The organism is Rhodococcus sp. NS-SX18, assembly GCF_057367935.1.
Map to the genome: position 1 here is coordinate 1,271,602 of NZ_CM170633.1, position 20,367 is coordinate 1,291,968.

At 70.8% G+C, this 20,367-nt stretch carries 18 protein-coding genes; 9 read left to right on the forward strand and 9 right to left on the reverse strand.

What is annotated here, in order from left to right; genetic code table 11:
* The first annotated feature begins 171 nt into the window (after nucleotides 1–171).
* The 3 genes from AC2IPW_RS05960 (at nucleotide 172) to AC2IPW_RS05970 (ending at nucleotide 3,687) form a co-directional block, all read left to right on the forward strand.
* Nucleotides 172–945, forward strand: coding sequence for a neutral zinc metallopeptidase (locus tag AC2IPW_RS05960; RefSeq protein ID WP_486376499.1), 774 nt, complete (start codon nucleotides 172–174; stop codon nucleotides 943–945).
* 317 nt (nucleotides 946–1,262) lie between these two features.
* On the forward strand, nucleotides 1,263–2,087 hold the full coding sequence (locus AC2IPW_RS05965; RefSeq protein WP_003936320.1) for a M23 family metallopeptidase: 825 nt from the start codon (nucleotides 1,263–1,265) through the stop codon (nucleotides 2,085–2,087).
* A 76-nt stretch (nucleotides 2,088–2,163) separates the two neighbouring features.
* Nucleotides 2,164–3,687 (forward strand): glutamate-cysteine ligase family protein, encoded by a 1,524-nt coding sequence (locus AC2IPW_RS05970; RefSeq protein WP_416062904.1) that lies wholly within the window; start codon nucleotides 2,164–2,166, stop codon nucleotides 3,685–3,687.
* Here AC2IPW_RS05970 and AC2IPW_RS05975 read toward each other — a convergent pair whose 3' ends face one another.
* The 4 genes from AC2IPW_RS05975 to AC2IPW_RS05990 form a co-directional block, all read right to left on the reverse strand.
* The gene (locus AC2IPW_RS05975) at nucleotides 3,688–5,973 is read right to left on the reverse strand and encodes a M28 family peptidase (protein WP_486376500.1); all 2,286 of its coding nucleotides are present in this window, start codon (nucleotides 5,971–5,973) and stop codon (nucleotides 3,688–3,690) included. It lies immediately after the preceding gene.
* Between the two features lie 74 nt (nucleotides 5,974–6,047).
* Nucleotides 6,048–7,271: a globin domain-containing protein gene (locus AC2IPW_RS05980; RefSeq protein WP_289377740.1), complete on the reverse strand. Its 1,224-nt coding sequence runs from the start codon at nucleotides 7,269–7,271 to the stop codon at nucleotides 6,048–6,050.
* A 54-nt stretch (nucleotides 7,272–7,325) separates the two neighbouring features.
* Nucleotides 7,326–7,766: an RrF2 family transcriptional regulator gene (locus AC2IPW_RS05985; RefSeq protein ID WP_054373054.1), complete on the reverse strand. Its 441-nt coding sequence runs from the start codon at nucleotides 7,764–7,766 to the stop codon at nucleotides 7,326–7,328.
* A 66-nt stretch (nucleotides 7,767–7,832) separates the two neighbouring features.
* Nucleotides 7,833–8,285, reverse strand: a complete 453-nt coding sequence (locus tag AC2IPW_RS05990; protein WP_003937727.1) for a CBS domain-containing protein — start codon at nucleotides 8,283–8,285, stop codon at nucleotides 7,833–7,835.
* 147 nt (nucleotides 8,286–8,432) lie between these two features.
* On the opposite strand from AC2IPW_RS05990, the gene AC2IPW_RS05995 reads away from it, so the two are divergent.
* From AC2IPW_RS05995 to AC2IPW_RS06005, 3 genes are all read left to right on the forward strand, one after another.
* Nucleotides 8,433–9,383: a universal stress protein gene (locus AC2IPW_RS05995; protein ID WP_450121169.1), complete on the forward strand. Its 951-nt coding sequence runs from the start codon at nucleotides 8,433–8,435 to the stop codon at nucleotides 9,381–9,383.
* Nucleotides 9,384–9,474: 91 nt separating this feature from the next.
* Complete coding sequence (locus tag AC2IPW_RS06000) at nucleotides 9,475–10,515, forward strand: LLM class F420-dependent oxidoreductase (RefSeq protein ID WP_054373078.1); 1,041 nt, start codon at nucleotides 9,475–9,477, stop codon at nucleotides 10,513–10,515.
* 46 nt (nucleotides 10,516–10,561) lie between these two features.
* Nucleotides 10,562–11,464, forward strand: coding sequence for a universal stress protein (locus tag AC2IPW_RS06005; protein ID WP_054373055.1), 903 nt, complete (start codon nucleotides 10,562–10,564; stop codon nucleotides 11,462–11,464).
* A 173-nt stretch (nucleotides 11,465–11,637) separates the two neighbouring features.
* Here the strand turns inward: AC2IPW_RS06005 and AC2IPW_RS06010 are convergent, their stop codons facing one another.
* The 3 genes from AC2IPW_RS06010 to AC2IPW_RS06020 form a co-directional block, all read right to left on the reverse strand.
* A complete protein-coding gene (locus AC2IPW_RS06010) occupies nucleotides 11,638–11,916 on the reverse strand; it encodes a hypothetical protein (RefSeq protein WP_054373056.1) in 279 nt (92 codons plus the stop codon).
* Complete coding sequence (locus AC2IPW_RS06015) at nucleotides 11,913–12,866, reverse strand: acyl-ACP desaturase (RefSeq protein WP_416062906.1); 954 nt, start codon at nucleotides 12,864–12,866, stop codon at nucleotides 11,913–11,915. Before AC2IPW_RS06015 ends, AC2IPW_RS06010 begins: the two co-directional genes overlap by 4 nt.
* A 61-nt stretch (nucleotides 12,867–12,927) precedes the next feature.
* Nucleotides 12,928–13,848: a nitroreductase family protein gene (locus tag AC2IPW_RS06020; RefSeq protein ID WP_450121170.1), complete on the reverse strand. Its 921-nt coding sequence runs from the start codon at nucleotides 13,846–13,848 to the stop codon at nucleotides 12,928–12,930.
* Between the two features lie 181 nt (nucleotides 13,849–14,029).
* Here AC2IPW_RS06020 and AC2IPW_RS06025 point away from each other — a divergent pair, with 181 nt between their 5' ends.
* Entirely contained in the window at nucleotides 14,030–14,668 is a 639-nt protein-coding gene (locus AC2IPW_RS06025; protein ID WP_003937734.1) for a response regulator, read from the forward strand.
* A gap of 8 nt (nucleotides 14,669–14,676) precedes the next feature.
* Here AC2IPW_RS06025 and AC2IPW_RS06030 read toward each other — a convergent pair whose 3' ends face one another.
* The gene (locus tag AC2IPW_RS06030) at nucleotides 14,677–16,308 is read right to left on the reverse strand and encodes a sensor histidine kinase (protein ID WP_450121177.1); all 1,632 of its coding nucleotides are present in this window, start codon (nucleotides 16,306–16,308) and stop codon (nucleotides 14,677–14,679) included.
* Nucleotides 16,309–16,541: 233 nt separating this feature from the next.
* Between AC2IPW_RS06030 and AC2IPW_RS06035 the strand changes: the two genes are divergently transcribed.
* Both AC2IPW_RS06035 and AC2IPW_RS06040 read left to right on the forward strand, forming a co-directional pair.
* Nucleotides 16,542–17,882, forward strand: coding sequence for a nicotinate phosphoribosyltransferase (locus AC2IPW_RS06035; RefSeq protein WP_450121178.1), 1,341 nt, complete (start codon nucleotides 16,542–16,544; stop codon nucleotides 17,880–17,882).
* A 172-nt stretch (nucleotides 17,883–18,054) separates the two neighbouring features.
* Nucleotides 18,055–18,819, forward strand: a complete 765-nt coding sequence (locus AC2IPW_RS06040; RefSeq protein ID WP_486376501.1) for a 2OG-Fe dioxygenase family protein — start codon at nucleotides 18,055–18,057, stop codon at nucleotides 18,817–18,819.
* Here AC2IPW_RS06040 and AC2IPW_RS06045 read toward each other — a convergent pair.
* The gene (locus AC2IPW_RS06045) at nucleotides 18,782–20,308 is read right to left on the reverse strand and encodes an MFS transporter (RefSeq protein ID WP_450121179.1); all 1,527 of its coding nucleotides are present in this window, start codon (nucleotides 20,306–20,308) and stop codon (nucleotides 18,782–18,784) included. The two genes, AC2IPW_RS06040 and AC2IPW_RS06045, sit on opposite strands and share 38 nt — an antisense overlap.
* Between the last annotated feature and the right edge of the window lie 59 nt (nucleotides 20,309–20,367).

A 20,367-nucleotide genomic window follows, 5' to 3' on the forward strand; every position in this document is an offset into this window, starting at 1 on the left:
ATCCTGGCGGCGGCAGCGGGGCGGCATCCCGGCGGAGGTGCGGCCAGTGCTCCCGGGGGTGGGAAACGTCCCCCTCGGGGTGACGGATGCAGCCCGAAGAGTCCTGGAACGAGGCCCCCGCACGCCGGAGGGTGGATCCGCAAGCCGAATCCTCGTCCCCCGGGAGTGCTCATGCCTCGTTCCGTTTCGCGCACGATCCGTCTCGCCGCCGTGGCCATTGCCGCCGCGGTGCCCGCCCTCGGTGCCGTCGCTCCGGCCGCCGCGGAGGACGAGGCTGCACTGCAACAGCTTTCACCCACGGCGGAGTGCCCGTTCTCTGCCGAGAGCACCGGGCAGTACACGACGGAGATGATGGGACCGTATGTGCAGTGCTTCCTTCCCTCGATCGAGTCGTGGATCGATGCCACCTACACGGACATGCCGCATCCGACCGCCTACTACGCGGTGGCTGCGGGGACGTCGGGGGAGGCGGCGCCCGGCTGCGCATACAACGAGAACTCGCTGATGTACTGCGCGGCCGACCGCAGCCTCTACATCGGCGAGAAGGCGGCGGCGGAACTGGTGAACGGCTACGGGGAGATCGCCGTCGCTGCGGTGCTGAGCCATGAGGTGACGCATCACTTCCAGACGATGCTGGCGCTGCCGCAGCCCGATCCGGCAGAACCCAACAGCGCCATCCCGTACGAGAACCAGGCCGACTGTGGCTCGGGCGCCTTCGTCGCGTACTCCGAGCGGGACCTCGGCGTCACGATCGAGCAGGCCGACCTGGCGTCACTGGGACGGGCGTTCGCCGCGGTCGGTGAGGACAAGGGGCCGGAGCGCACCCACGGCACCGTCGAGCAGCGCATCCAGGCATTCGACACCGGCTACCTCAGCCCCTCGCCCACGCCGTTGCTCTCGTGCGTCGACTATGTCCCCGACGCGCCCCTCGCGTATGTCGGCTGACTCGACAGGCGCACCGCTGTGATCACAATCACATAACCGGACTCGTCCGCCGACGGTGGTCCAGGCGTGCGACGTCGCGTCCGGGTCCGGCCGGCGTCCGCGCCGTCCCGGGCGAGCCGAAGGGCGGGTTTCCGCTGTTCACGAGGCCGGAAACGCGCGACGGTCGCCGACGCTACCGCGGCGTCGACCCTCCTACCCAGCGTGGCGGTGTCCGAAACGTAACGCTGGCGCTGCCCTATATCGTTTTGTTACTTTGAGTCGCCAGAAACGGCCGGGGCACACCCGGCGCGCAACGGACGACGGATGAGGTAGCAACTGTGGGACGGCACCAGCGGGCAGGCGACGAGGCGACCACCTTCGAGATGGACCTGCCCGGTGCGTCCTCCGGCCGCGGCCGGCACCGCGTCGAGCCCACCGGCCCGTCCGCACCCGTGAAGGCCGCCACCGTGGCCGCCGCCACCGGCGCCTTCTTCGCCGTCGGCGCGCAGCTCACCGCCGGCACGGCCAGTGCCGCACCCGCCCCCGCCCAGACCGGCACCCTGCCGTTCGAGGTGCCCCAGGGACTGCTGCCCGAGGGCTTCGAGCTTCCGCAGCTGCCCGGCGCGCCCGCCCCCGCCGACGAGCACGGCCACGAGCACGCCGCCGCTCCCGCCCTGCCGCCGGAGCTCGGCACCCTGGTCGACCAGTTCGCCGCAGGCCAGGGCTGGCTGAACAACCTCAACCCGGCCAAGCCCGCCACGGTGCAGCCCGTCTCGGGCACACTCACCTCGGAGTTCGGTCCCCGCTGGGGCAGCCACCACGGCGGCATCGACATCGCCGCCCCGATCGGCACCCCCATCAAGTCCGCCGCCGACGGCACCGTCGTCGACGCCGGCGCCGCCTCCGGCTACGGCCAGTGGGTGCGCATCCTCAACGACGACGGCACCACCGCCGTCTACGGCCACGTGGACACCTACCAGGTCAGCGCCGGCCAGCGGGTCACCGCCGGCCAGCAGATCGCCACCGTCGGCAACCGGGGCTGGTCCACCGGCCCGCACCTGCACTTCGAGGTGTGGGATCAGGCCGGGGGCAAGACCGACCCCAACGCCTGGCTCAGCACCCGCGGCGTCGTCGCCGACTGGAGCAGCTACCGCGCCGTCTGACGCTCGCCCCCACCCGTGGTCGCTCGGCCGCTAGGCTGACGAATCATCACCTAGCGGGGGAGAGGGACACGGCTCCATGGGCACGCAGATCAAGGCTCGCTCCTTCACCCGCGCCGACCGGCGCGAGTTCCGCACCAAGGTGCAGGCCTGTCTGGCCGCCCTCGATCGGATGCTGCGCGAAGGCGCCTTCACCGATGCGCGCGAACGTCCGGAGCCGCTCCTGGGCATGGAGATCGAGTTCAACCTCGTCCAGGACGACATGGAACCGGCCATGTGCAACCTCGAGGTGCTGCAGGCGATCGACGATCACGCCGTGTTCCAGACCGAGCTCGGCCAGTTCAACGTCGAGATGAACGTCGACCCCGGGCCGTTCGCCGGTGACTCCGTCCTCGACATCGAGAACTCCCTGCGCGAGTCGCTGCGCCGCGCCGACACCCGGATGCACCGGCAGGACGCCCAGCTCGTCATGATCGGCATGCTGCCGACGCTCGAGCTCGCCCACCTCGACCGGGAGCGCATCACCGCCAATCCGCGTTACGAGGCCCTCAACGAGCAGATCTTCGCCGCGCGCGGGGAGGACATCGAACTCGATCTCGACGGCGTGCCTCTCCCAAGCCGTGACGGCGCCGCCGAACAGCTGCGGGCCGATGCCAACTCGGTCGTGCCGGAGGCGGCGTGCACGTCGCTGCAACTGCATCTGCGGGTGGCCCCGGAAGACTTCGCCGAGCATTGGAACGCCGCCCAGTGCCTGGCGGGGGTGCAGGTGGCGCTCGCCGCCAACTCACCGTTCCTCGCGGGCAAGGCGCTGTGGCACGAGAGCCGGATCCCGCTGTTCGCGCAGGCCACCGACACCCGCACCCAGGAGCTGAAGAACCAGGGGGTGCGTCCGCGGGTGTGGTTCGGCGAGCGCTGGATCGACTCGGTGACCGACCTGTTCGAGGAGAACTCGCGGTACTTTCCGGCACTGCTTCCCGAGGTCTCCGAGGTCGACCCGCTCACTGAGCTCGACGCCGGACGGACTCCGGCGCTGCGCGAACTGCAGATGCACAACGGCACCATCTACCGCTGGAACCGGCCCGTCTACGACGTCGCCGACGACCACCCGCACCTGCGGCTCGAGAACCGGGTGTTGCCGGCGGGCCCGACGGTGCTCGACATCATGGCCAACGCCGCGTTCTACTACGGGGCGCTGCGGGCCCTCGTCGACGCCGATGTGCCGCTGTGCCGGTTCATGAGCTTCGATGCCGCGCGCGAGAACCTCGGGATCGGGGCCAAGTACGGTCTCGACGCACGACTGTACTGGCCCGGACTGGGGTGGGTCGGGGCCGACGAACTCGTGCTGCGCCGACTGTTGCCGATGGCGGACGCGGGGCTGACCGCCTTCGGTCTGTCGCAGCAGGCGCGGGACAGGTACCTGGGCATCATCGAGGGCCGCTGCCTGAACCGCCAGACCGGTGCGGCGTGGCAGCGCGCGCAGGTCGTCGAACGGGAGGACGCCGGCGCCGACCGGCGCACCGCCCTCCACGGAATGATGCGCGACTACATCCGGAACATGCTCAGTGGCAAGCCCGTTCACGAGTGGCCGCTCGGCGCGGTGTGATCACAACCGGACGGTGCGGGTCACCGCGACTGCCGGGGTGACCACGGCCCGGTCGTCCGGCGCGCGGTATCCCGGGACGACCGTCAACTCGTCGGTGACGTCGGCGACGTGCAGCACGGTCGCACCGGCGCGTGGAACGACGGTCAGCCGCACCTCGATGCCCTCGGCCGGGGTCCCGGAGAACAGGAACCCGAACGGCGCGGCCGGTGCGGCGTTCCGGCCGGCCACCGTGGCCTCCCGCACCTCCGCGGTCGTCTCGTCCACCCACAGCCCGACCGTCGACGCCCCGCGCGGTGACGTCAGCCGCAGCGTCAGCGTCCGCTCGTCGCCGTCGGTGACGTCCGCGACGACGTCGAGCCCGGGCGCGGGCAGCGGCGCGGCCGGTGCCGGGCCGTGCGCGAACCTGGTCTCGCTGCGCCACGGGAACGCGTCCGGCAGGGTGGCCGGCGCCTCGGTCAGCAGGGCGCGGCTCCAGTCCGACGCGGGGGCGCGCGGCGAGGCCCACACGGCGCCGCCGGTGTCGGCGTTCAGTGCGTAGAGCAGCTGTTCCTGCCGGGGCGGGGTGGCGCCGTCGCGGTTGACCCAGCCCCCGACCGGCGCGGCCACCACCACGAGCGCCGCGGCGGCGATCGCGGCGAACCGCAGCTGCGACGGGCCGCCGGCGGTGTCGACGAGCGGCAGCGCCAGCGCGAACAGCACCGCGACGAACACCCCCGCGAGCGGCGCTCCGGTGAGCAGGCCGGCGTCGAACGAGGCTACCGCGCCGGGCACGAGCACCACGACCGCCGGCACGGTCCCGGCCACCGTCACGGGCACCCACCACCCGCGCCGGTCGGCGGGCAACCGGTTCACGACGAGCGCGGCGAGCGCGGCCGGCAGCGCCGGCAGGACCAGGACGGTCGCGACCCCCAGGAAGGGCAGTGCGGCCACGGCGGTGACCGTGACGGCGAGCAGCGCACCCGTCGCGAACGCGGCAGGGCCGACGCGGCGGCGCACCGCCGGGTACGCCGCGAGCAGGACGGCGACGGCCGCGGCCACCGCGGCGACCTGATACGGCACCGGCCGGTACGGTTCCCGCAGGACCGCCGAGGCCTGCCCTGGGGCGATCCGCAGCGCGAGCCACCACGGGACGAACGCCGCACCCGCCGCCGCGGCCGCCACGGCGATCGAGATCACGCCCGATGCCGCGAGACGGCCCGCCGAGGCGGTACCGTCCCGGATCCGCCGGGCCACGAGAACCCCGGTGGCGGCGGCGAGCAGCGCGGTCAGCGCGATCTCGAGCCAGCGGGGGTAGTGCACCGGTCCCCAGGGCAGGGTGACGACGACGTCGTCGCCGCCGGAACCGAGTTCCGCCAGGTCGATGGACGAGAATCGCTGCGCAGCAGCGAGGGTCGTGTCGCCCATGTGTTGCAGCGACGCGGTGTCGAGCCGGTCCGCGGTGTCGAGGGGGCTGTGATAGTAGGCGCCGCCACCGGCGACCGCGGTGTCCGCGGCGTGCAGGCCGGCCTCGGTGAGGCGACGGAAGTCGGTGTCGTTGGGCAGCAACTCGAACGCCGTCTGGGTGAACGAGTCCGCGGTCGTGCCGGGCACGTCGGCCAGCACATCCACGAGACCCGCGTTGGGGGAGGAGATCCGGAAGGTGACGGGGACGCCGCCGTTCCCGCGGGCCTCGTGGTTGAGCACCACAGTCGGCCGCGCGCCGGCCGGTTGCCGCCTCGCGTACTCCTCGGCGCCGAGCAGGCCGCGTTCCTCGCCGTCGGTGACGAGCACCGTCACGTCGTTCCGGGGACGGGGGGCGGCGGACAGGGCTCGGGCCGCCTCTAACACCGTGGCGATCCCGATTCCGTCGTCGCCCGCGCCTGGGGAACCTGCGACCGTGTCGTAGTGCGCGGCGAGCACGACGGAACCGGTGGGGTCGGTGCCCGGCAGGGTGGCGACCACGTTGGCGACCCGGCCGCCGCGCTGGGTGCCCTGCACGGCGGTCGCCGACCAGCCGACACCGTCGTCGACGCGGACGGACCAGCCGAGCCCGTCGAGGACACCGACCAGGTAGTCCCGCGCCGCGGCGTGGCCGGCCGAGCCGGGCGGGCGCGGCTGCGAGGACACCGCTTCGACGTGCGCCGTCGCGCGGGCGGCGCTGAACTCGGTGGGCGCGGTGTCGGCCGGTGCGGGCTCCACCGGGGTCCGCAGCGTGGCCGCGAGCGCGACGAGGAGCAGTACGAGCAGTCCGATCCGGGCGGGACCGCGGGGCGTGTCCGCACGGGCGGGGACCGCGACGTCGTCCATGCGAGCGAGCCTAGCGCCGGATCGTGGAGACGACCGTGCCCCGGCTGCGGGGCCGGGGCACGGTCGGACGGGACTCAGGCGGTGGGCGCCCAGCTGTCCGGGCCGAACACCTCGTAGTGGATGTTCTCGGCGGGCACGTTGCGCTCGATCAGGGCCTCGCGCAGCGAGAGCATGAACGGCAGCGGACCGCACAGGTACGCCTTGGTGTTCGGGTCGAGCGGCAGGTCGGACACGTCGGCCCGGCCCACGCGCACGGTCTCGAGCGGTTCGCGGGCGCCGAGATCCTCGTACCAGCGGTGCACCTCGGCGGACGGGATGCGCTCGACGAGGGTCGCGAGCTCCTGCCGGTGGGCGTGGTTGGCGACGGAGCGGTCAGCGTGCAGCACCGAAACCTTGCGTCCGTCACCGGTTTCCGCGAGATGCGCGAGCATGCCGATCATCGGGGTGCAGCCGATGCCGGCGGAGGCCAGCAGCAGCGGAGCGCCGTCGTCGGGCAGCACCAGGTCGCCGAACGGGGTGGTGACCTGCAGGTCGTCGCCCTCGAAGACGTTGTCGTACAGGAAGTTCGACACTTCACCGGCCGGCGCGACGGTGCCGTCGGGGGTGGTGGTCGCCAGGATCCGCTTGACGGTGATGCGCCAGTCCCCCTGCGACGGCGCATTGGTCAGGCTGTACTGGCGGATCTGGCGGGCACCGTCGGGGAGCTCGACGCCCACCGAGAGGTACTGGCCCGGGCGGAAAGTGGGCAGCGGGGCGCCGTCGAGCGAGGTCAGGACGAACGAGACGGTGTCGGCGGACTGGTGCCGGCGCTCGGCGACCCGGACGGTGCGCCACACGTCGCCCGGTGCGACGCCCGCGGCCTTGTACAGGTCGTCCTCGAGCTTGATGAGGGTGTTGGCCATCAGCCAGTACAGCTCGTCCCAGGCCGCGGCGACCTCGGGGGTGACGGCCTCGCCGAGCACCTCCACGATGGCTTCGAACAGGTGCTTGTGGACGATCCAGTACTCGTCGGGCTTGATGCCGAGGGAGGCGTGCTTGTGCGCGATGCGCGACAGGATGGCCTCGACCCGGGCGGGATCGGGGTCGAGCTGCAGGGTCGCGAACGCGGCGATGGAGCCGGCGAGGGCCTTCTGCTGTTCGCCCTGCTTCTGGTTGCCGCGGTTGAACAGGTTCCGCTCGAGTTCGGGGTGCGCGGCGAACATCTTCTTGTAGAACAGGGGGGTGATGTCGCCGATGGCGGCCCCCACGGCGGGGAGGGTGGCGCGGACGACTTCCTTGGACTCGGCTGAGAGCGGCATCGTGGACTCCGTTTCGATCGGGCTGGGCGGGTTCACGGGCTGTGAACCCGGCGGTCAGACGGCGGGGCGGGTGAGTTCGAGCAGGACGGTGCGGGTGGGCGGGCGGGCGAGGTCGGCGACGGTGACGCCGTCGAGGGTGGTGTAGAACGCCTCCTGGGCGCGCCGCAGTGCGCCCCGGAGGCTGCACCCGGCGCGCAGCGGACACGGCTTGTCGCCCTCGCAGGCGACGACCTCGTCGTCGCCTTCGAGTTGCCGGGCGAGCCATCCGACGGTTGCGGACCGGCCGAGCTCGGTGATGGCCAGTCCGCCGCCGCGGCCGCGGCGCGTCGTGACGACGCCGAGTTCGCTCAGTCGTGCGACCACCTTGGTGGTGTGGGCGTACGACAACTCCAGTTGCTCGGCAACGCGTCTGGTGCTGGGGGAGCTGTCTGGCGCGGTGGCCGCCAGGTACATGACAACTCTCAGTCCGAGATCGGTGAACTGGGTGAGTTGCATGACTCGAGACTAGATAATTGTCATCCCAGATGACAATTTAATGTGACGCAGATCGCTTCCCGGTCTTCAGCGCTCGAGCAGGGGAAGGATATTGCGCCAGCTGACGATTCCGATCGGCCGGCCGTCGCGCACCACCGGCACGGACCGCAGCCGCATCTGCAGCATCGCCCGCGCGATGTCGAACAACTCCGCGTCCGCGTCGAGGGCGACGGGCGGCAGCGCGACCGCCCGCACCGTCAGCGGCCGGCGGATCGCGCTCACGATCGGCTCGGGCAGATCGGCGTACACCGACAGCCGCGCCAGATGCGCTCCCGCCAGGGCCTCCTCGGTGATCAGACCGCACAGGCTGCCGTGCTCGTCCACCACCGGAAGCGTGGTGAAACCGTTGCGCGCCAGCACCTCCCCGGCCCGCTCCAGGGTGGCGTCCACCGTCACCGCCAGTACCGGCGTGCTCATCACGTCCGCCGCGCGGACCTTGCGGGCCGCGGCATCCGTCACACGGATCGGTCCACCGGACATGATGCGCCTCCTCTCCCCACGATTGTGGCCGCATCCACCCCGCCGGACCAGTGGCTCCGGACTTCCCGGAGAAGGACCAAAGACCATTCCTGCCTCAGGGGGAGCGGGCTAACCTCGACCCCGAGGACGATCCCTGCGACGAGAGCGGTGACCGACGTGAAGTTCCCCGGCAGCAAGACGCACCACGAGCCCGCGCACGACGAGTCGGTGCGGTCGAACACCGTGGTGGTCGGGATCGACGGCTCTCCGGCCTCCGACGACGCCGTCCGGTGGGCCGCTGCGACCGCCGCCGACCGCGGACTCCCGCTGCACATCGTGCACGCTCTGGACTTCGCCCCCAGCGGGTACAGCGGGGCGCCGTTCATCCAGACCGCACAGGTCTTCGAATGGATCGAGGACGAGGGCAAGACGCTGCTGCAACGGGCCGAGGAGGTCGCCCGCACCGTCGCCCCGGCACTCGAGATCACCACCCGTCTCGCCGCCACCGGCAGCGCCCGCTGGCTCATCGACCTGTCCGCTCACGCGCGCATGCTCGTGCTCGGCTCCTCCAGCACCGGCCGGGTGGGCGAGGCCCTGCTCGGCTCCACCCCGGTCGCCGTGGCCAGCCACGGTCGGTGCCCCGTCGTCGTCGTCCGGGGCGAGGCTCCGGAGTCCCTGCCCGACACCCGGCCCATCGTCGTCGGGGTCGACGGCAGCACGCTCAGCGAGAAGGCCGTGCGCGCGGCGTTCGAGGAGGCGGGTCTGCGGGGCGTCGACCTCGTCGCGGTCCACGTGTGGAGCGACATGCGGCGCGGCACGTTCGACGAGGCCGTGGAGGTCTCGATCGATCCCGACGCGTTCGCGGAATCCGAGCAGGCCCTGCTCGCCGAGCGCCTCGCCGGGTTCCACGATCGCTACCCCGACGTGAACGTGCGCCGCGAAGTGTACGTCGACGGGCCGCGCGCTCACCTGCTCGCCTGGTCCGAGAAGGCGCAACTGCTGGTGGTCGGCAGCCGCGGACGTGGCGGATTCACCGGCATGCTGCTCGGGTCCACCAGCAACTCGCTGATCCGGGACGCACACTGCCCCGTGATGGTCGTGCGCCCCGACGAGTCCTGAGGATCGGTGCCGCGCCCCGGCGGTAGGGTACCGGGAAAACGGTACGAGCGTGCCCGTCCGGGCACGCACCAACGGATCACGGGGTATGCCGATGCGCATCGGGATGGGACTGAACTACAGCGGCGGCTTCGCCGAGACTGCGGCGGAGGTGGCCGATCTGGAACGGGCCGGCCTCGACATCATCTTCGTGCCGGAGGCGTACTCGTTCGATGCGGTCAGTCAGCTCGGCTACCTTGCGGCCAAGACCGAACGACTCGAGCTGGCCTCGGGCATCTTCCAGATCTACACCCGCACGCCGAGTCTGACCGCGATGACCGCCGCGGGCCTGGACTACGTCTCCGACGGCCGCTTCGTCCTGGGGATCGGTGCCTCCGGCCCGCAGGTCATCGAGGGATTCCACGGCGTCAAGTACGACGCGCCCCTCGGCCGCACCCGGGAACTCGTCGACATCTGCCGTCAGGTCTGGCGCCGGGAGAAGGTCCAGTACCAGGGCAAGTACTACCAGATCCCGCTCCCGCCGGAGAAGGGCACCGGGCTCGGCAAGCCGCTCAAGCTCATCAACCACCCGGTGCGGGAACGCATCCCCGTCCTGATCGCCGCGATCGGCCCCAAGAACGTCGAGATGACCGCCGAGATCGCCGAGGGCTGGGAGCCGATCTTCTTCCATCCGGAGAAGGCCGCCGACGTCTGGGGCGAATCCCTCGCGCGGGGCAAGGCCAAGCGCGATCCCTCGCTGGGCGACCTGCAGGTCTACGTCGGCGCCGCGCTCGCCATCGGTGACAACGTCGACTTCCTCCTCGACTTCGTGCGCCCGCACCTGGCGTTGTACATCGGCGGCATGGGTGCGAAGGGGAAGAACTTCTACAACGATCTCGCCGTCCGCTACGGCTACGCGAAGGAAGCGGAGACCATCCAGGATCTGTACCTCGCCGGCCGCAAGGAGGAGGCGGCCGCGGCAGTGCCGGACGACCTCGTGCGGGCCGTCTCGCTGATCGGCCCCGAGAGCTACGTCCGGGAGCGGGTCGCCGCGTTCGCCGAAGCCGGCGTCACCACCCTCACCGTCACCCCGATCGCGGAGGACACCGCCGGCCGGGTCCGACTGATCGAACAGCTGCGGGAGATCTGCAACTGACGCCCGAGAGAACCGGGCCGCCGGCCCGCCGACAAAGGGGACACCTATGACCGATACCCAACCGATCGTCGTCGCGGTCGACGGATCCGACGCGGCCGCCACCGCGGTGATCTGGGCGACCCGCGCCGCCGCGGCCCGTGCGTTGCCGCTGCGCATCGTCACCGTCGTGCACATCCCCGCGTTCTACTACTCCGAGCCCTACCTCGCGGAGAGCTTCCACGAGGAGATGAAGGAGACGGCGCGGGCCCGGCTCGACAGCGCCGAGGTGCTCGCCAAGCGCATCGCCGACGAGCAGGGCCCGGTCGAGATCACCACCGAGCAGATCGAGGGCAAGATCGTCCCCACCCTCGTCGAGGTTTCACACCGTGCAGACACCATCGTGCTCGGCTCCCGCGGACTCGGCGAGGTCAAGGGGCTGCTCGTCGGTTCCGTCACCCTCGGTCTCGCCTCGCACGCCCACTGCCCGGTCGCGATCGTGCGCGGCCGCACCCTCGACGGGGCGCCGCCCTCCGACGGCCCGGTCGTGGTGGGTGTCGACGGTTCCGAGGCGTCGGTGCGCGCCGTCGAGGTGGCGTTCGCCGAGGCGTCCGCCCGCAAGGCCACACTCGTCGCGGTGAACGTGTGGAGCGACGTGAGCGTGCAGCCCTCCCTGGGCGCGGTGCCCGAGGATCCGCAGTGGAGCCGGATCCAGACGGGCGAGGAGGTCGTGCTCGCCGAGAACCTCGCCGGGTTCCAGGAGCGCTACCCGGACGTCGTCGTCGAACGCGTCGTCGCGCGGGACCGGCCGGTGCGGGTGCTGAGCGAGTACGCCGAACGCGCCCAGCTGATCGTCGTCGGCTCCCGAGGTCGTGGTGGTTTCAAGGGCCTGCTGCTCGGGTCGACCAGCAACGCGCTGATGCAGACCGCCGACTGCCCCGTGCTGATCGTCCGGCCCGACGGCGAGAAGTAGCTTTCCCGTTCCGGCTGCGCCGCATGTGGTTGCGCGGCAGGGTGCTTCCCGCGCGCGTTCTCACGCGCGCGGGAAGCACCGCAGCGCGCGACCGCCGGGAACGTACCCGGACGTTCGATGCCCGGCACCCAGGTGCCGGGCATCGTCGCACGGTGGTCTCCTCGGTCCGCGAGTCAGCCGAAGTCGTCGAGGCCACGCTCACGCAGTTCGCGCCAGACGTCGGCCGGATGGATGCCGCGACGGACCGCGTCGTTCTCGATGAGGACCCCCAGCAGCACCGAGCTCAGGTAGGCGACGTCCTCCGGGCGGTGGGTGCTGCTCTTGGCTGTCAGCCAACCGGACACGTCGCCGCGTTTCGCGGCGCGCGCCATGTCCAGAACCGAGCCGAAGAGCTTGCTGTCCGTGGTTCCGGCCAGGGGGTTTCCGGTCCCGGGCTCGCGCACGCTGGTCATGCGCTCGCCCCTGCGTGTTCGCTCCGCCGGGCCTGGCGCGCGAGCGCGCGGTCCCGGGCCTCCTCGAACCGCTCGGCCTTCGTCCGCAGATCGGCGAGGAAGACGTCGAGGTCCTCGCGCAGCTGCTCGCCGCGGCCGCCGAAGTCGGTGCGCTCGAACACCCGCCACTTGCGGAGCACCGGGAGCACCACGTCGTCGAGGTGCTGGCGCAGGTCGTAGATGCCGCCCTTGGCGATCAGGACGGCGTTGCGCCGGAAGTTGGCCATCGACGCACCGGGCATCCGGAACCGGGTCAGCACGCTCATGATCGCGGCCAGCGTCTGGTCGGGGGCGATGTCGAGGGCGCCGTCGACGATGTTGCGGTAGAACATCATGTGCAGGTTCTCGTCCGCGGCGACGCGGGCGAGCATGCGGTCCGCGATCGGGTCGCCGCACGCCTTGCCGGTGTTGCGATGCGAGACCCGGGTCGCCAGTTCCTGGAAGGTCACGTACGACACGGACTCGAGCATCGATGTCGAACCCGGGTCGAACCCGGTGGTCATGTGCGCCATGCGCGCGTTCTCGAGTGCGACGGGGTCCACCCCCCGGGTGACCACGAGGTAGTCCCGCATGACGACGGAGTGCTTGTTCTCCTCGGCCGTCCAGCGCCCCACCCACGTGCCCCACGCCCCGTCGAGGCTGAAGTGCTCGGCGATCTCGCGGTGGTAGGAGGGCAGGTTGTCCTCGGTGAGCAGGTTGGTGATCATCGCTGCCTGCGCGGTGTCGGACAACGCGGACTGGGTGGGATCCCAGTCGGTGCCGCCGAGGGCGGCGAAGTTGCGGCCCTCGTCCCACGGAACGTAGTCGTGCGGATGCCAGTCCTTCGCCGTCGCCAGGTGGCGGTGGACGTTGTCCTCGGCGATCGGCTCGAGCTCTCGGAGCAGCTGCAGGTCCGTGAGTTCCCTTGTCACAATGATGTTTTCCCTCTCTGATGGGTCGCGGCGCCCCCCTGCGGCGCCCGGTTCGGTCTGATCAGAACCCGATCCGCATGATCAGTTGCGGAAGGCCGCCGAGGTCCATCCGTTCGGCGAGCCGGGCCGCCGAGTCCTCCACGCGGAGTGGATAGGTGAGCACGGAGGCGGACAGCCGGGCATCGACCGCCGCCAGCCACGCCCGCTCGGATGCGATGCCCACCCGCACCAGGTCGATCGGATCGGCGGACTGCACCGAGAAGACCAGCACGGTCTCCCGGTCGATGGCCGCCGCGAGCTCGGCGGTGTCCGGCACGCCGGTGGTGATCAGTGCCCGCCCGGCCGCTCCGCCGGCGTCCAGATCGGCGCCCCAGTCGGTCACCACCTCGGCGTTGCCCTCCGGATGCCAGTGCGACGTCCACCGGAACATCTCGCGCTGGTAGTGCGGGTTGCGGCGCATCGCCTCGGCCGAATACGTGAGCATGTCGGCGAGGGCCGGCGCCTCGTCCGATGCCAGCAGGCGGACGCGGACACCAGGGATGTCTGCGGCGGTCATCACATCGGCGACGGTGGTGGCCGGCACCGGGATCCGGGCGAACGACTCGCGGTGGCTGCGCCGGTGCGAGATCGCGGCGAAGTACCCCAGATCGGTGCTCGACGGCGTGGCCGGTGCCGCCGCCTCGATCCGCGCGATCAGCTCGGGCCGCTGCGGCTCCGGTAGCAACCGGGTCCGGGTGCTCCAGCCGAGCGCGCGGATGCCGAGTTCGAGATTGGCGACGGCGGCCCCGCACGAGATGAGGCGGTCCGGACGCAGCGGGTCCGAACCGGGCGCGGCGAACTCGACCCGCTCCTCCAGTTCGGCGGTGCGCGCCGGGAGGCGCAGATTCCACGGCTGGGTGTCGTGAATCGAGGGGGCCGCGATCACGGCACGCGCGATGACCTCGGTGTCGCTCGTGGACCAGGTGTCGGGCACCGTGGACATCGCAGCCTCCTCGTCCTGGTCGGTCGTCCCGCACGGCTCATCGGGACGACGTTCCGAGCATCGCCCGCGGGCTGCGCCGGGCGCATGTGCCGAAGGTCCCGAAACTGCCGTCGAACGGCCCGGGGCAGGCGGTGTGCGAGCATGGTCACCGCAACACCGGTGCCAGGAAAGGTGAGGGACGATGCCTCGGGTATTTCTCGTCGACGACCACGAGATCGTGCGGCGCGGGTTGGTCGACCTGCTCGACAGTGTGCCCGACTTCACGGTCGTCGGGGAGGCCGCGTCGGTCGGCGAGGCGCTGGCCCGCATCCCGGGCAGCGGTGCCGAAGTCGCGGTCCTCGACGTGCGCCTGCCCGACGGCAACGGCGTGGAACTGTGCCGTGAGCTGCGGGCCCGCATGCCGGAGCTGCGCGCTCTCATGCTCACCTCCTACGCCGACGACGAGGCCCTGTTCGACGCGATCATGGCGGGCGCGTCCGGGTTCGTGCTCAAGCAGATCCTCGGTACCGACCTGGTGTCGGCGATCCGGACCGTCGCGGCCGGCGGCTCGCTGCTCGACAGCCGGGCGACGGCCGCGCTCATGGAACGCATCCGCGCGTCCCGCACGGCGGATCCCCTCGCCGAACTGTCCGACCAGGAACGGGCGGTGTTCGAGCTGATCGGCGAAGGCCTGACCAATCGTGAGATCGCCGAGCGGTTGTTCCTGGCGGAGAAGACGATCAAGAACTACGTCTCGCGGCTGCTGGCGAAGCTCGGGATGCAGCGCCGCACGCAGGCCGCGGTGCTCGCCACCGAGTTGCGCAAGCAGCGCGAGGTCTGACGCAGAGGTCAGAGCGGCACCTGCCACACCACGCGCGTGCCGCCCGTCGCGCCGGGGCCGATGCTGCAGCACCCGCCGCACTGCTGGGCACGCCGGTCGAGGTTGGCGAGGCCGCTGCGGCGCGGGGCGTCCGGCAGCCCGATTCCGTCGTCGACGATCTCGATCGTGAATTCGTCTCCCGCTGTGACGGATACGGAGATCTTCTCCGACTGCGAGTGGCGCAACGCGTTGCTGAGTCCTTCCCGCAGCACCGCTTCGGCGTGCGGATGGATGCGGGCGGGAACCAGAGTGTCTATCGGCCCGGAGAACTGGACGTTCGGCGCCACCGGCGACTGGGCGGTCAGGTCGCCGACCACGTCCAGCAGCCGCCGCCGCAGGCTGGTCGACGCCGCGGCGCCGGTGGTGTGGAGATCGAAGATGGTGGTGCGGATCTCGCGGACGGTGCGGTCGAGTTGCTCGACGGCGTGCTGGACGATATCCGTGACCCGGTCGGGGTCGGTGCCGGGCACCAGCGTGCTCTGCAGACTCATTCCAGTGGCGAACAACCGCTGGATCACGTTGTCGTGCAGATCCTGCGCGATACGGTCGCGGTCCGCGAGCACGTCCAGCAACCGCTTCTTGCGTTGCTGCGTGGCGAACTCCAGTGCGACGGTGACGAGATCGGCCATGGATTCGAGCCGGACGACGTCCTCGTCGTCCCACGCGTCGGATCGGGCCGCGCGGGTCACGATCAGGGCGCCGCTCGCACCGGAGGTGGCGGACAAGGGCAGGATGACGGCGCGGACTTCGGCGCCCGACGCGCCCGGAACGCCCTCGAGACTGTCGGTGAGCAGGGTGCGGCGCGTCCGGATCGCCTCGAGCACAGGCGAATCGGTGAGGTCGAGACGGGCGCCGGCCGACGGCGGCCCGGGTGCGGCGCCGGCCCGGACCGTGCCCTGGGCGCCGTCGACGAGCACGACGTAGCTGCCTTCGGTATGGGCGAGGTCGCGCACGCGGTCGACCAGCAGTTCCAGAGTCTCGTCGACCGAACCGCCCACCAGCAGCCGGGAGTTGATCGCCGCCATCGCCTCGAGCCAGCGTTCGCGGGTGACGGACCCCTCGAACAGGCGCGCGTTGTCGATCGCGACGCCCGCGGAGGTCGCGAGCACCTTCAGGATCACCTCGTCCTCTTCGGTGAACGCCGGGGAACCGACCTTCTCGGTGAGGTAGATGCTGCCGAACACTTTGCCGCGCACCATGATCGGAGTGCCGAGGAAACTCTTCATCGGTGGATGCCCCGGAGGGAATCCGATCGATGCGGGATGCCGGGACAGGTCCGCGATACGCACCGGCCTCGGGTCGTTGATGAGCAGACCGAGCAGGCCGCGGCCCTCCGGGAGATGGCCCATGCGACCGCGCGCCTCGGGGGTGATCCCCACGTAGACGAACTCCGAGAGTCCGCCGTCGGGAGCCCGCACGCCCAGCGCGCCGTAGCGGGCGTCGAGCAGCGTCACGGCCGCGGAGACGATGCGCTGGAGCATCGAGTCGAGTTCGAGGCCCGACCCGACGACGAGCACCGCCTCGAGCAGGCTCTGCAGGCTCGCGCGGGTGGTGACGGTGTCGGTCAGCCGGTCCCGGATCTCGGCGAGCAGTCCGTCGATGTCGGCGGTGCCGTCGTTCGAGTCACCGACGGCGGTGCCGTCGTTCGAGTCACCGACGGCGGTGCCGTCGCTCGTAGCGTCACCGGTAGTGCTCACACCGTCAGCATAGGTGCAGACGAAGACGGTCCCTTCCCGTGCACCGGGTGCAACCTGCCGCCGGCGCCTCGTCGGCGTGTGAGAATTTCGGGTATGGAGAACACACCCGCCCGTGCCGGGCTCGGGTGACGGCCGTCGTGCGATTCCCGGGCGCCGCACTGTTCACCGACCTGTACGAGGTCACGATGGCCCAGGCCTACGCGGTCCGGGGCATGTCGGAGACGGCCGTGTTCGAGACGTTCTTCCGCAAGCTGCCGGCCGGAAGGTCGTACGTGGTGGCCGCCGGCCTGCCCGATGTGCTCGACTTCCTGGAGGCGTTCCGGTTCGAGGAGGACGACCTGCGGTACCTGCGCGGACTCGGATTGTTCTCCGACGAGTTCCTCGGACAGCTCACCGCGGTGCGCTTCACCGGCGACGTGTGGGCGGTGCCGGAGGGCACGGTCGTCTTCCCGAACGAACCGATCGTGCAGGTCGTCGCACCGATCCTTGAGGCGCAGCTCGTCGAGACGTTCGTGCTGAACCGCATCCACCTGCAGAGCGTCCTCGCCAGCAAGGCCGCGCGCGTCGTCGAGGCCGCGCGGGGCCGCCTGGTGGTGGACTTCGGCGCACGCCGGGCGCACGGCACCGACGCCGCGCTGCACGTCGCCCGCACCGGATACCTCGCGGGAGCCGCCGGTACGTCGAATCTGCTCGCCGCCAGGGAGTACGGCATTCCGGCGTTCGGCACGATGGCGCATAGCTTCGTCCAGGCCTTCGACGACGAGTCCGAGGCCTTCGAGGCGTTCGCCCGGCTCTATCCGGCTACGACGCTGCTGGTCGACACCTACGACACCCTGCGCGGTGTGGACCTTGTCGTCGACCTGGCCGGTCGGCTGGGGGAGCGGTTCGACGTGCGCGCGATCCGGCTGGATTCCGGTGACCTGGGTGCCCTGTCGAAGGCCGCGCGCGCCCGGCTCGATGCGGCCGGGCTGCCCGACGTCCGGATCTTCGCCTCGTCGGGCCTCGACGAGTACAGCATCGCAGCACTGCTGGACGCCGGTTGCCCCGTAGACGGCTTCGGTGTGGGCACCCAGCTGTCGATCGCCCAGGACGCGCCGACCCTCGACATGGCGTACAAGCTGGTCGAATACGCCGGCGTCGGACGTACGAAGCTGTCGAGCGGCAAAGTGCTCCATCCCGGGCGCAAGCAGGTGTATCGGCGGACCGACGGCGGCGTGTTCGCCGGCGACACCATCGGCCGGCCGGACGAGGACCTCCCGGGTGAGCCGTTGCTGGTGCCCGTGATGCGCAGCGGCCGGCGGCTGGCGCAGTACGACGCCGGACTCGACGAGGCGCGACGCCGTGCGCGGCAGCAGATCGACGCTCTTCCGGCGGCGCTTCGTTCCCTCGACGAGGCGGGCTCGCCGTATCCCGTGACGGTGAGCGCGCGGGTGCAGGACGATCTCGATCGGTTGCGCCGGGACCGGCAGGCTCACTGACCGGGATCCTGTCGGATGGGCGGAGGTCGCTTCGTGGGGTCACTCGCCGTGCCGACGGTGGCGTTCGCTCTTCGACCCCATGGATGTCGTTCGGTGCCTTTCCGGAGGGCGGCTGCGTCGTCTGTACCGGCGAAGGTTGCGCCAGTGGAACGTCCTGGCCGACTCTGAGTAGGTGAGGGAGGACGTCGTGGGGGGTACGGACGCCGGCGCGGACCCGGTCGACGCCGCACGGCGAGCGCTCGCTTCCGTGGGTACGTTCCTGATGCCGGCGGCAGACCTGTGGCGATCCATCGGTGCCGACGCCGAGACCTGGGTTCGGTTCTCCGCGCATTGGGAGGAGCTCGAGCCCGACCCGTACGCGGCAGAACAGGGCGTGCACCGGCTGCGGCGCTACGGTCGGTTCCGGTACCGGGCGACCGACGGCGCACTGGAGCTGGCGGCGCACCGGGAATTCGCACAGCCTGACGAGTCCAACGTTCTCTACCTCGGACGAGACCGCCAGTTCGAACCGCTGACGGCCGCGTTCCTCGCAGATCCGCTGTTCGAGCGCACGGTGAAGCTGGTGGGCCGGATCGTGCCGGTCCTCGACGACGCTTCCATATGGACGGTCTGGGTGCATCCGTTCCGCGTGGTCGCATCGGCAGACAACGAGGGCCGGCCCACGCCCGAGGGCGTGCACCGCGACGGTGTCACGCTGGTCGGTTCCCTGTTGATCGGCGTCGACAATGCCGTCGGGGGCGAAAGCTCGGTGTTCGGCCCGCAGGGCGATCGACTCGTGACGACGACCCTGCGCGAACCCGGCACCTTCCTCCTGGGCGACGACCGTTGCACCTGGCACGGTGTGTCGCCGATCCGACCCGTCGACCGCGGTAAGCCGGCCCGTAGGGACGTGCTGGTAGTCACTTTCGCACCGTCGGCTTCCTGCGGCGGGACATGAGCACGAAGGCCGCCACCGCCACAGCGACGGGCAGGACGCTGACAGTCAGCATGGTGAGTCGTACCGCGTCGGCCAAGTCCGCTCCGAGATCGAGACCGCCCACCTGCCGCAGCAGGTTCGGGTCGTACCCGGCGCCACCGAGGCTCTGCGCCACCGCGCTGCGCGCGGCGTCCACGGCCTGCTCGCCCTGGGTCGCCGTCAGCCCGCGTGCCTCGGCGTCGGCCAGCCATTCGCGCTGGAAGAACACGTCGAGGAGCAGCAGGTACACGGTGGGCCCGAACGCATAGCCGGTCATCCCGAAAGCCAACTGCACGGAAGCCACCGTTCCGGACTGCCCGCTCGGCGCCTGGGAGAGCACCGTCTCGGACACCGATGTGGAGGTCACCATCGAGCCGAGGTTGTACAGCCACACGGCCGAGACGAGCAACCACAATGCCATCGTCGGGCCGACTGTGCCCGCCATCAGCAGTCCGGCGGCTGCCATGAACAGGAGGCCGACGACCATCACCGGTCTCGGCGAGAACTTCCCCACCAGGTTCCCGGACAAGACCACGAAACCGGCGATCAGCAGCGTGCCGGGGAGGAACAACAGGCCGATGGTCTCCGGGGAGAGCGCGAGCACCACACTGCCGAACTGCCCCAGGACGATGCCGAGCCCGGCCATGAGGAAATTCAACGTGAATGCCGCCGCCAGAGCCACGCTGAAGGGTCGGCTTCCGAACAGAGCCAGGTCCAGTGCCGGTTCGGGGGTGCGGCGTTCGTGGCGAACGAAAAGCACGGCTGAGACCACGCTGACAGCCAGCGGCAGCCATGTCTCGGGCCGGAACATGCCGTTCTGCGCGGCGGCCAGTCCGATGACGAGTGCCAGGAGCGCCGTACCGACCAGGGCGACGCCTGCCACGTCCAGCCGAGCGCGATGCTGCACGGGTGTCTCCGGCACGTACCTCGCCGTCAGCAGAAACGAGATCACGGCGAGCAGCGGTGCGACCAGGAACACGACTCGCCAGCCGACGGCCGCCACCGCCCAGCCCGCCAACGCTGGGAGCACCCCACAGAGAACCATCTCGACGGCCACGAAAACGCCGATGGCCGTCGGCCGCTGCTTTTCCGTCACGGACGCCTTGAGCAGGGCCAGCGGCACGCCGAGCAGCGCCGTCATTCCCAATCCGTCCAAGACCCGCATCGCAAGCAGAAAGACGTAGTTGGGGGAGAGCATCGAGAGCAGGTTGGCGACCGTGACTACGACCAGTCCCGACATCAGCAAGCGTCGAAGCCCGAACGCGTCGCCGAGATTGCCCGCGGCGAGGACGGCTGCCGCCATCACCAGCGTCGCCATGCCGCCCAGCAATCCCACGAACTGCGGTGGCACCTCGAGGGCCCGGCTCACCTGCGGCAGATTCAGGCTCAGCACCAGCGGGTCGACGACCGTGATCGTGAAGGCGAGGGACAGGGCCAGGATAATGGGCAGGGTCCTCAGACCGGTCTGCAACCGAGACGTAGGCACCGCCCACCTCCCCTGCTCCCACGTCCGACGTGATCGACTCTAGC

Excerpts from the sequence above, each read along its gene's own strand:
- AC2IPW_RS05960 (WP_486376499.1), top strand. The coding sequence starts at position 172 with ATGCCTCGTTCCGTTTCGCGCACGATCCGTCTCGCCGCCGTGGCCATT.
- AC2IPW_RS05970 (WP_416062904.1), top strand. The coding sequence starts at position 2,164 with ATGGGCACGCAGATCAAGGCTCGCTCCTTCACCCGCGCCGACCGGCGC.
- AC2IPW_RS05975 (WP_486376500.1), bottom strand. The coding sequence starts at position 5,973 with ATGGACGACGTCGCGGTCCCCGCCCGTGCGGACACGCCCCGCGGTCCC.
- AC2IPW_RS05980 (WP_289377740.1), bottom strand. The coding sequence starts at position 7,271 with ATGCCGCTCTCAGCCGAGTCCAAGGAAGTCGTCCGCGCCACCCTCCCC.
- AC2IPW_RS05985 (WP_054373054.1), bottom strand. The coding sequence starts at position 7,766 with ATGCAACTCACCCAGTTCACCGATCTCGGACTGAGAGTTGTCATGTAC.
- AC2IPW_RS05990 (WP_003937727.1), bottom strand. The coding sequence starts at position 8,285 with ATGTCCGGTGGACCGATCCGTGTGACGGATGCCGCGGCCCGCAAGGTC.
- AC2IPW_RS06000 (WP_054373078.1), top strand. The coding sequence starts at position 9,475 with ATGCGCATCGGGATGGGACTGAACTACAGCGGCGGCTTCGCCGAGACT.
- AC2IPW_RS06005 (WP_054373055.1), top strand. The coding sequence starts at position 10,562 with ATGACCGATACCCAACCGATCGTCGTCGCGGTCGACGGATCCGACGCG.
- AC2IPW_RS06010 (WP_054373056.1), bottom strand. The coding sequence starts at position 11,916 with ATGACCAGCGTGCGCGAGCCCGGGACCGGAAACCCCCTGGCCGGAACC.
- AC2IPW_RS06020 (WP_450121170.1), bottom strand. The coding sequence starts at position 13,848 with ATGTCCACGGTGCCCGACACCTGGTCCACGAGCGACACCGAGGTCATC.
- AC2IPW_RS06025 (WP_003937734.1), top strand. The coding sequence starts at position 14,030 with ATGCCTCGGGTATTTCTCGTCGACGACCACGAGATCGTGCGGCGCGGG.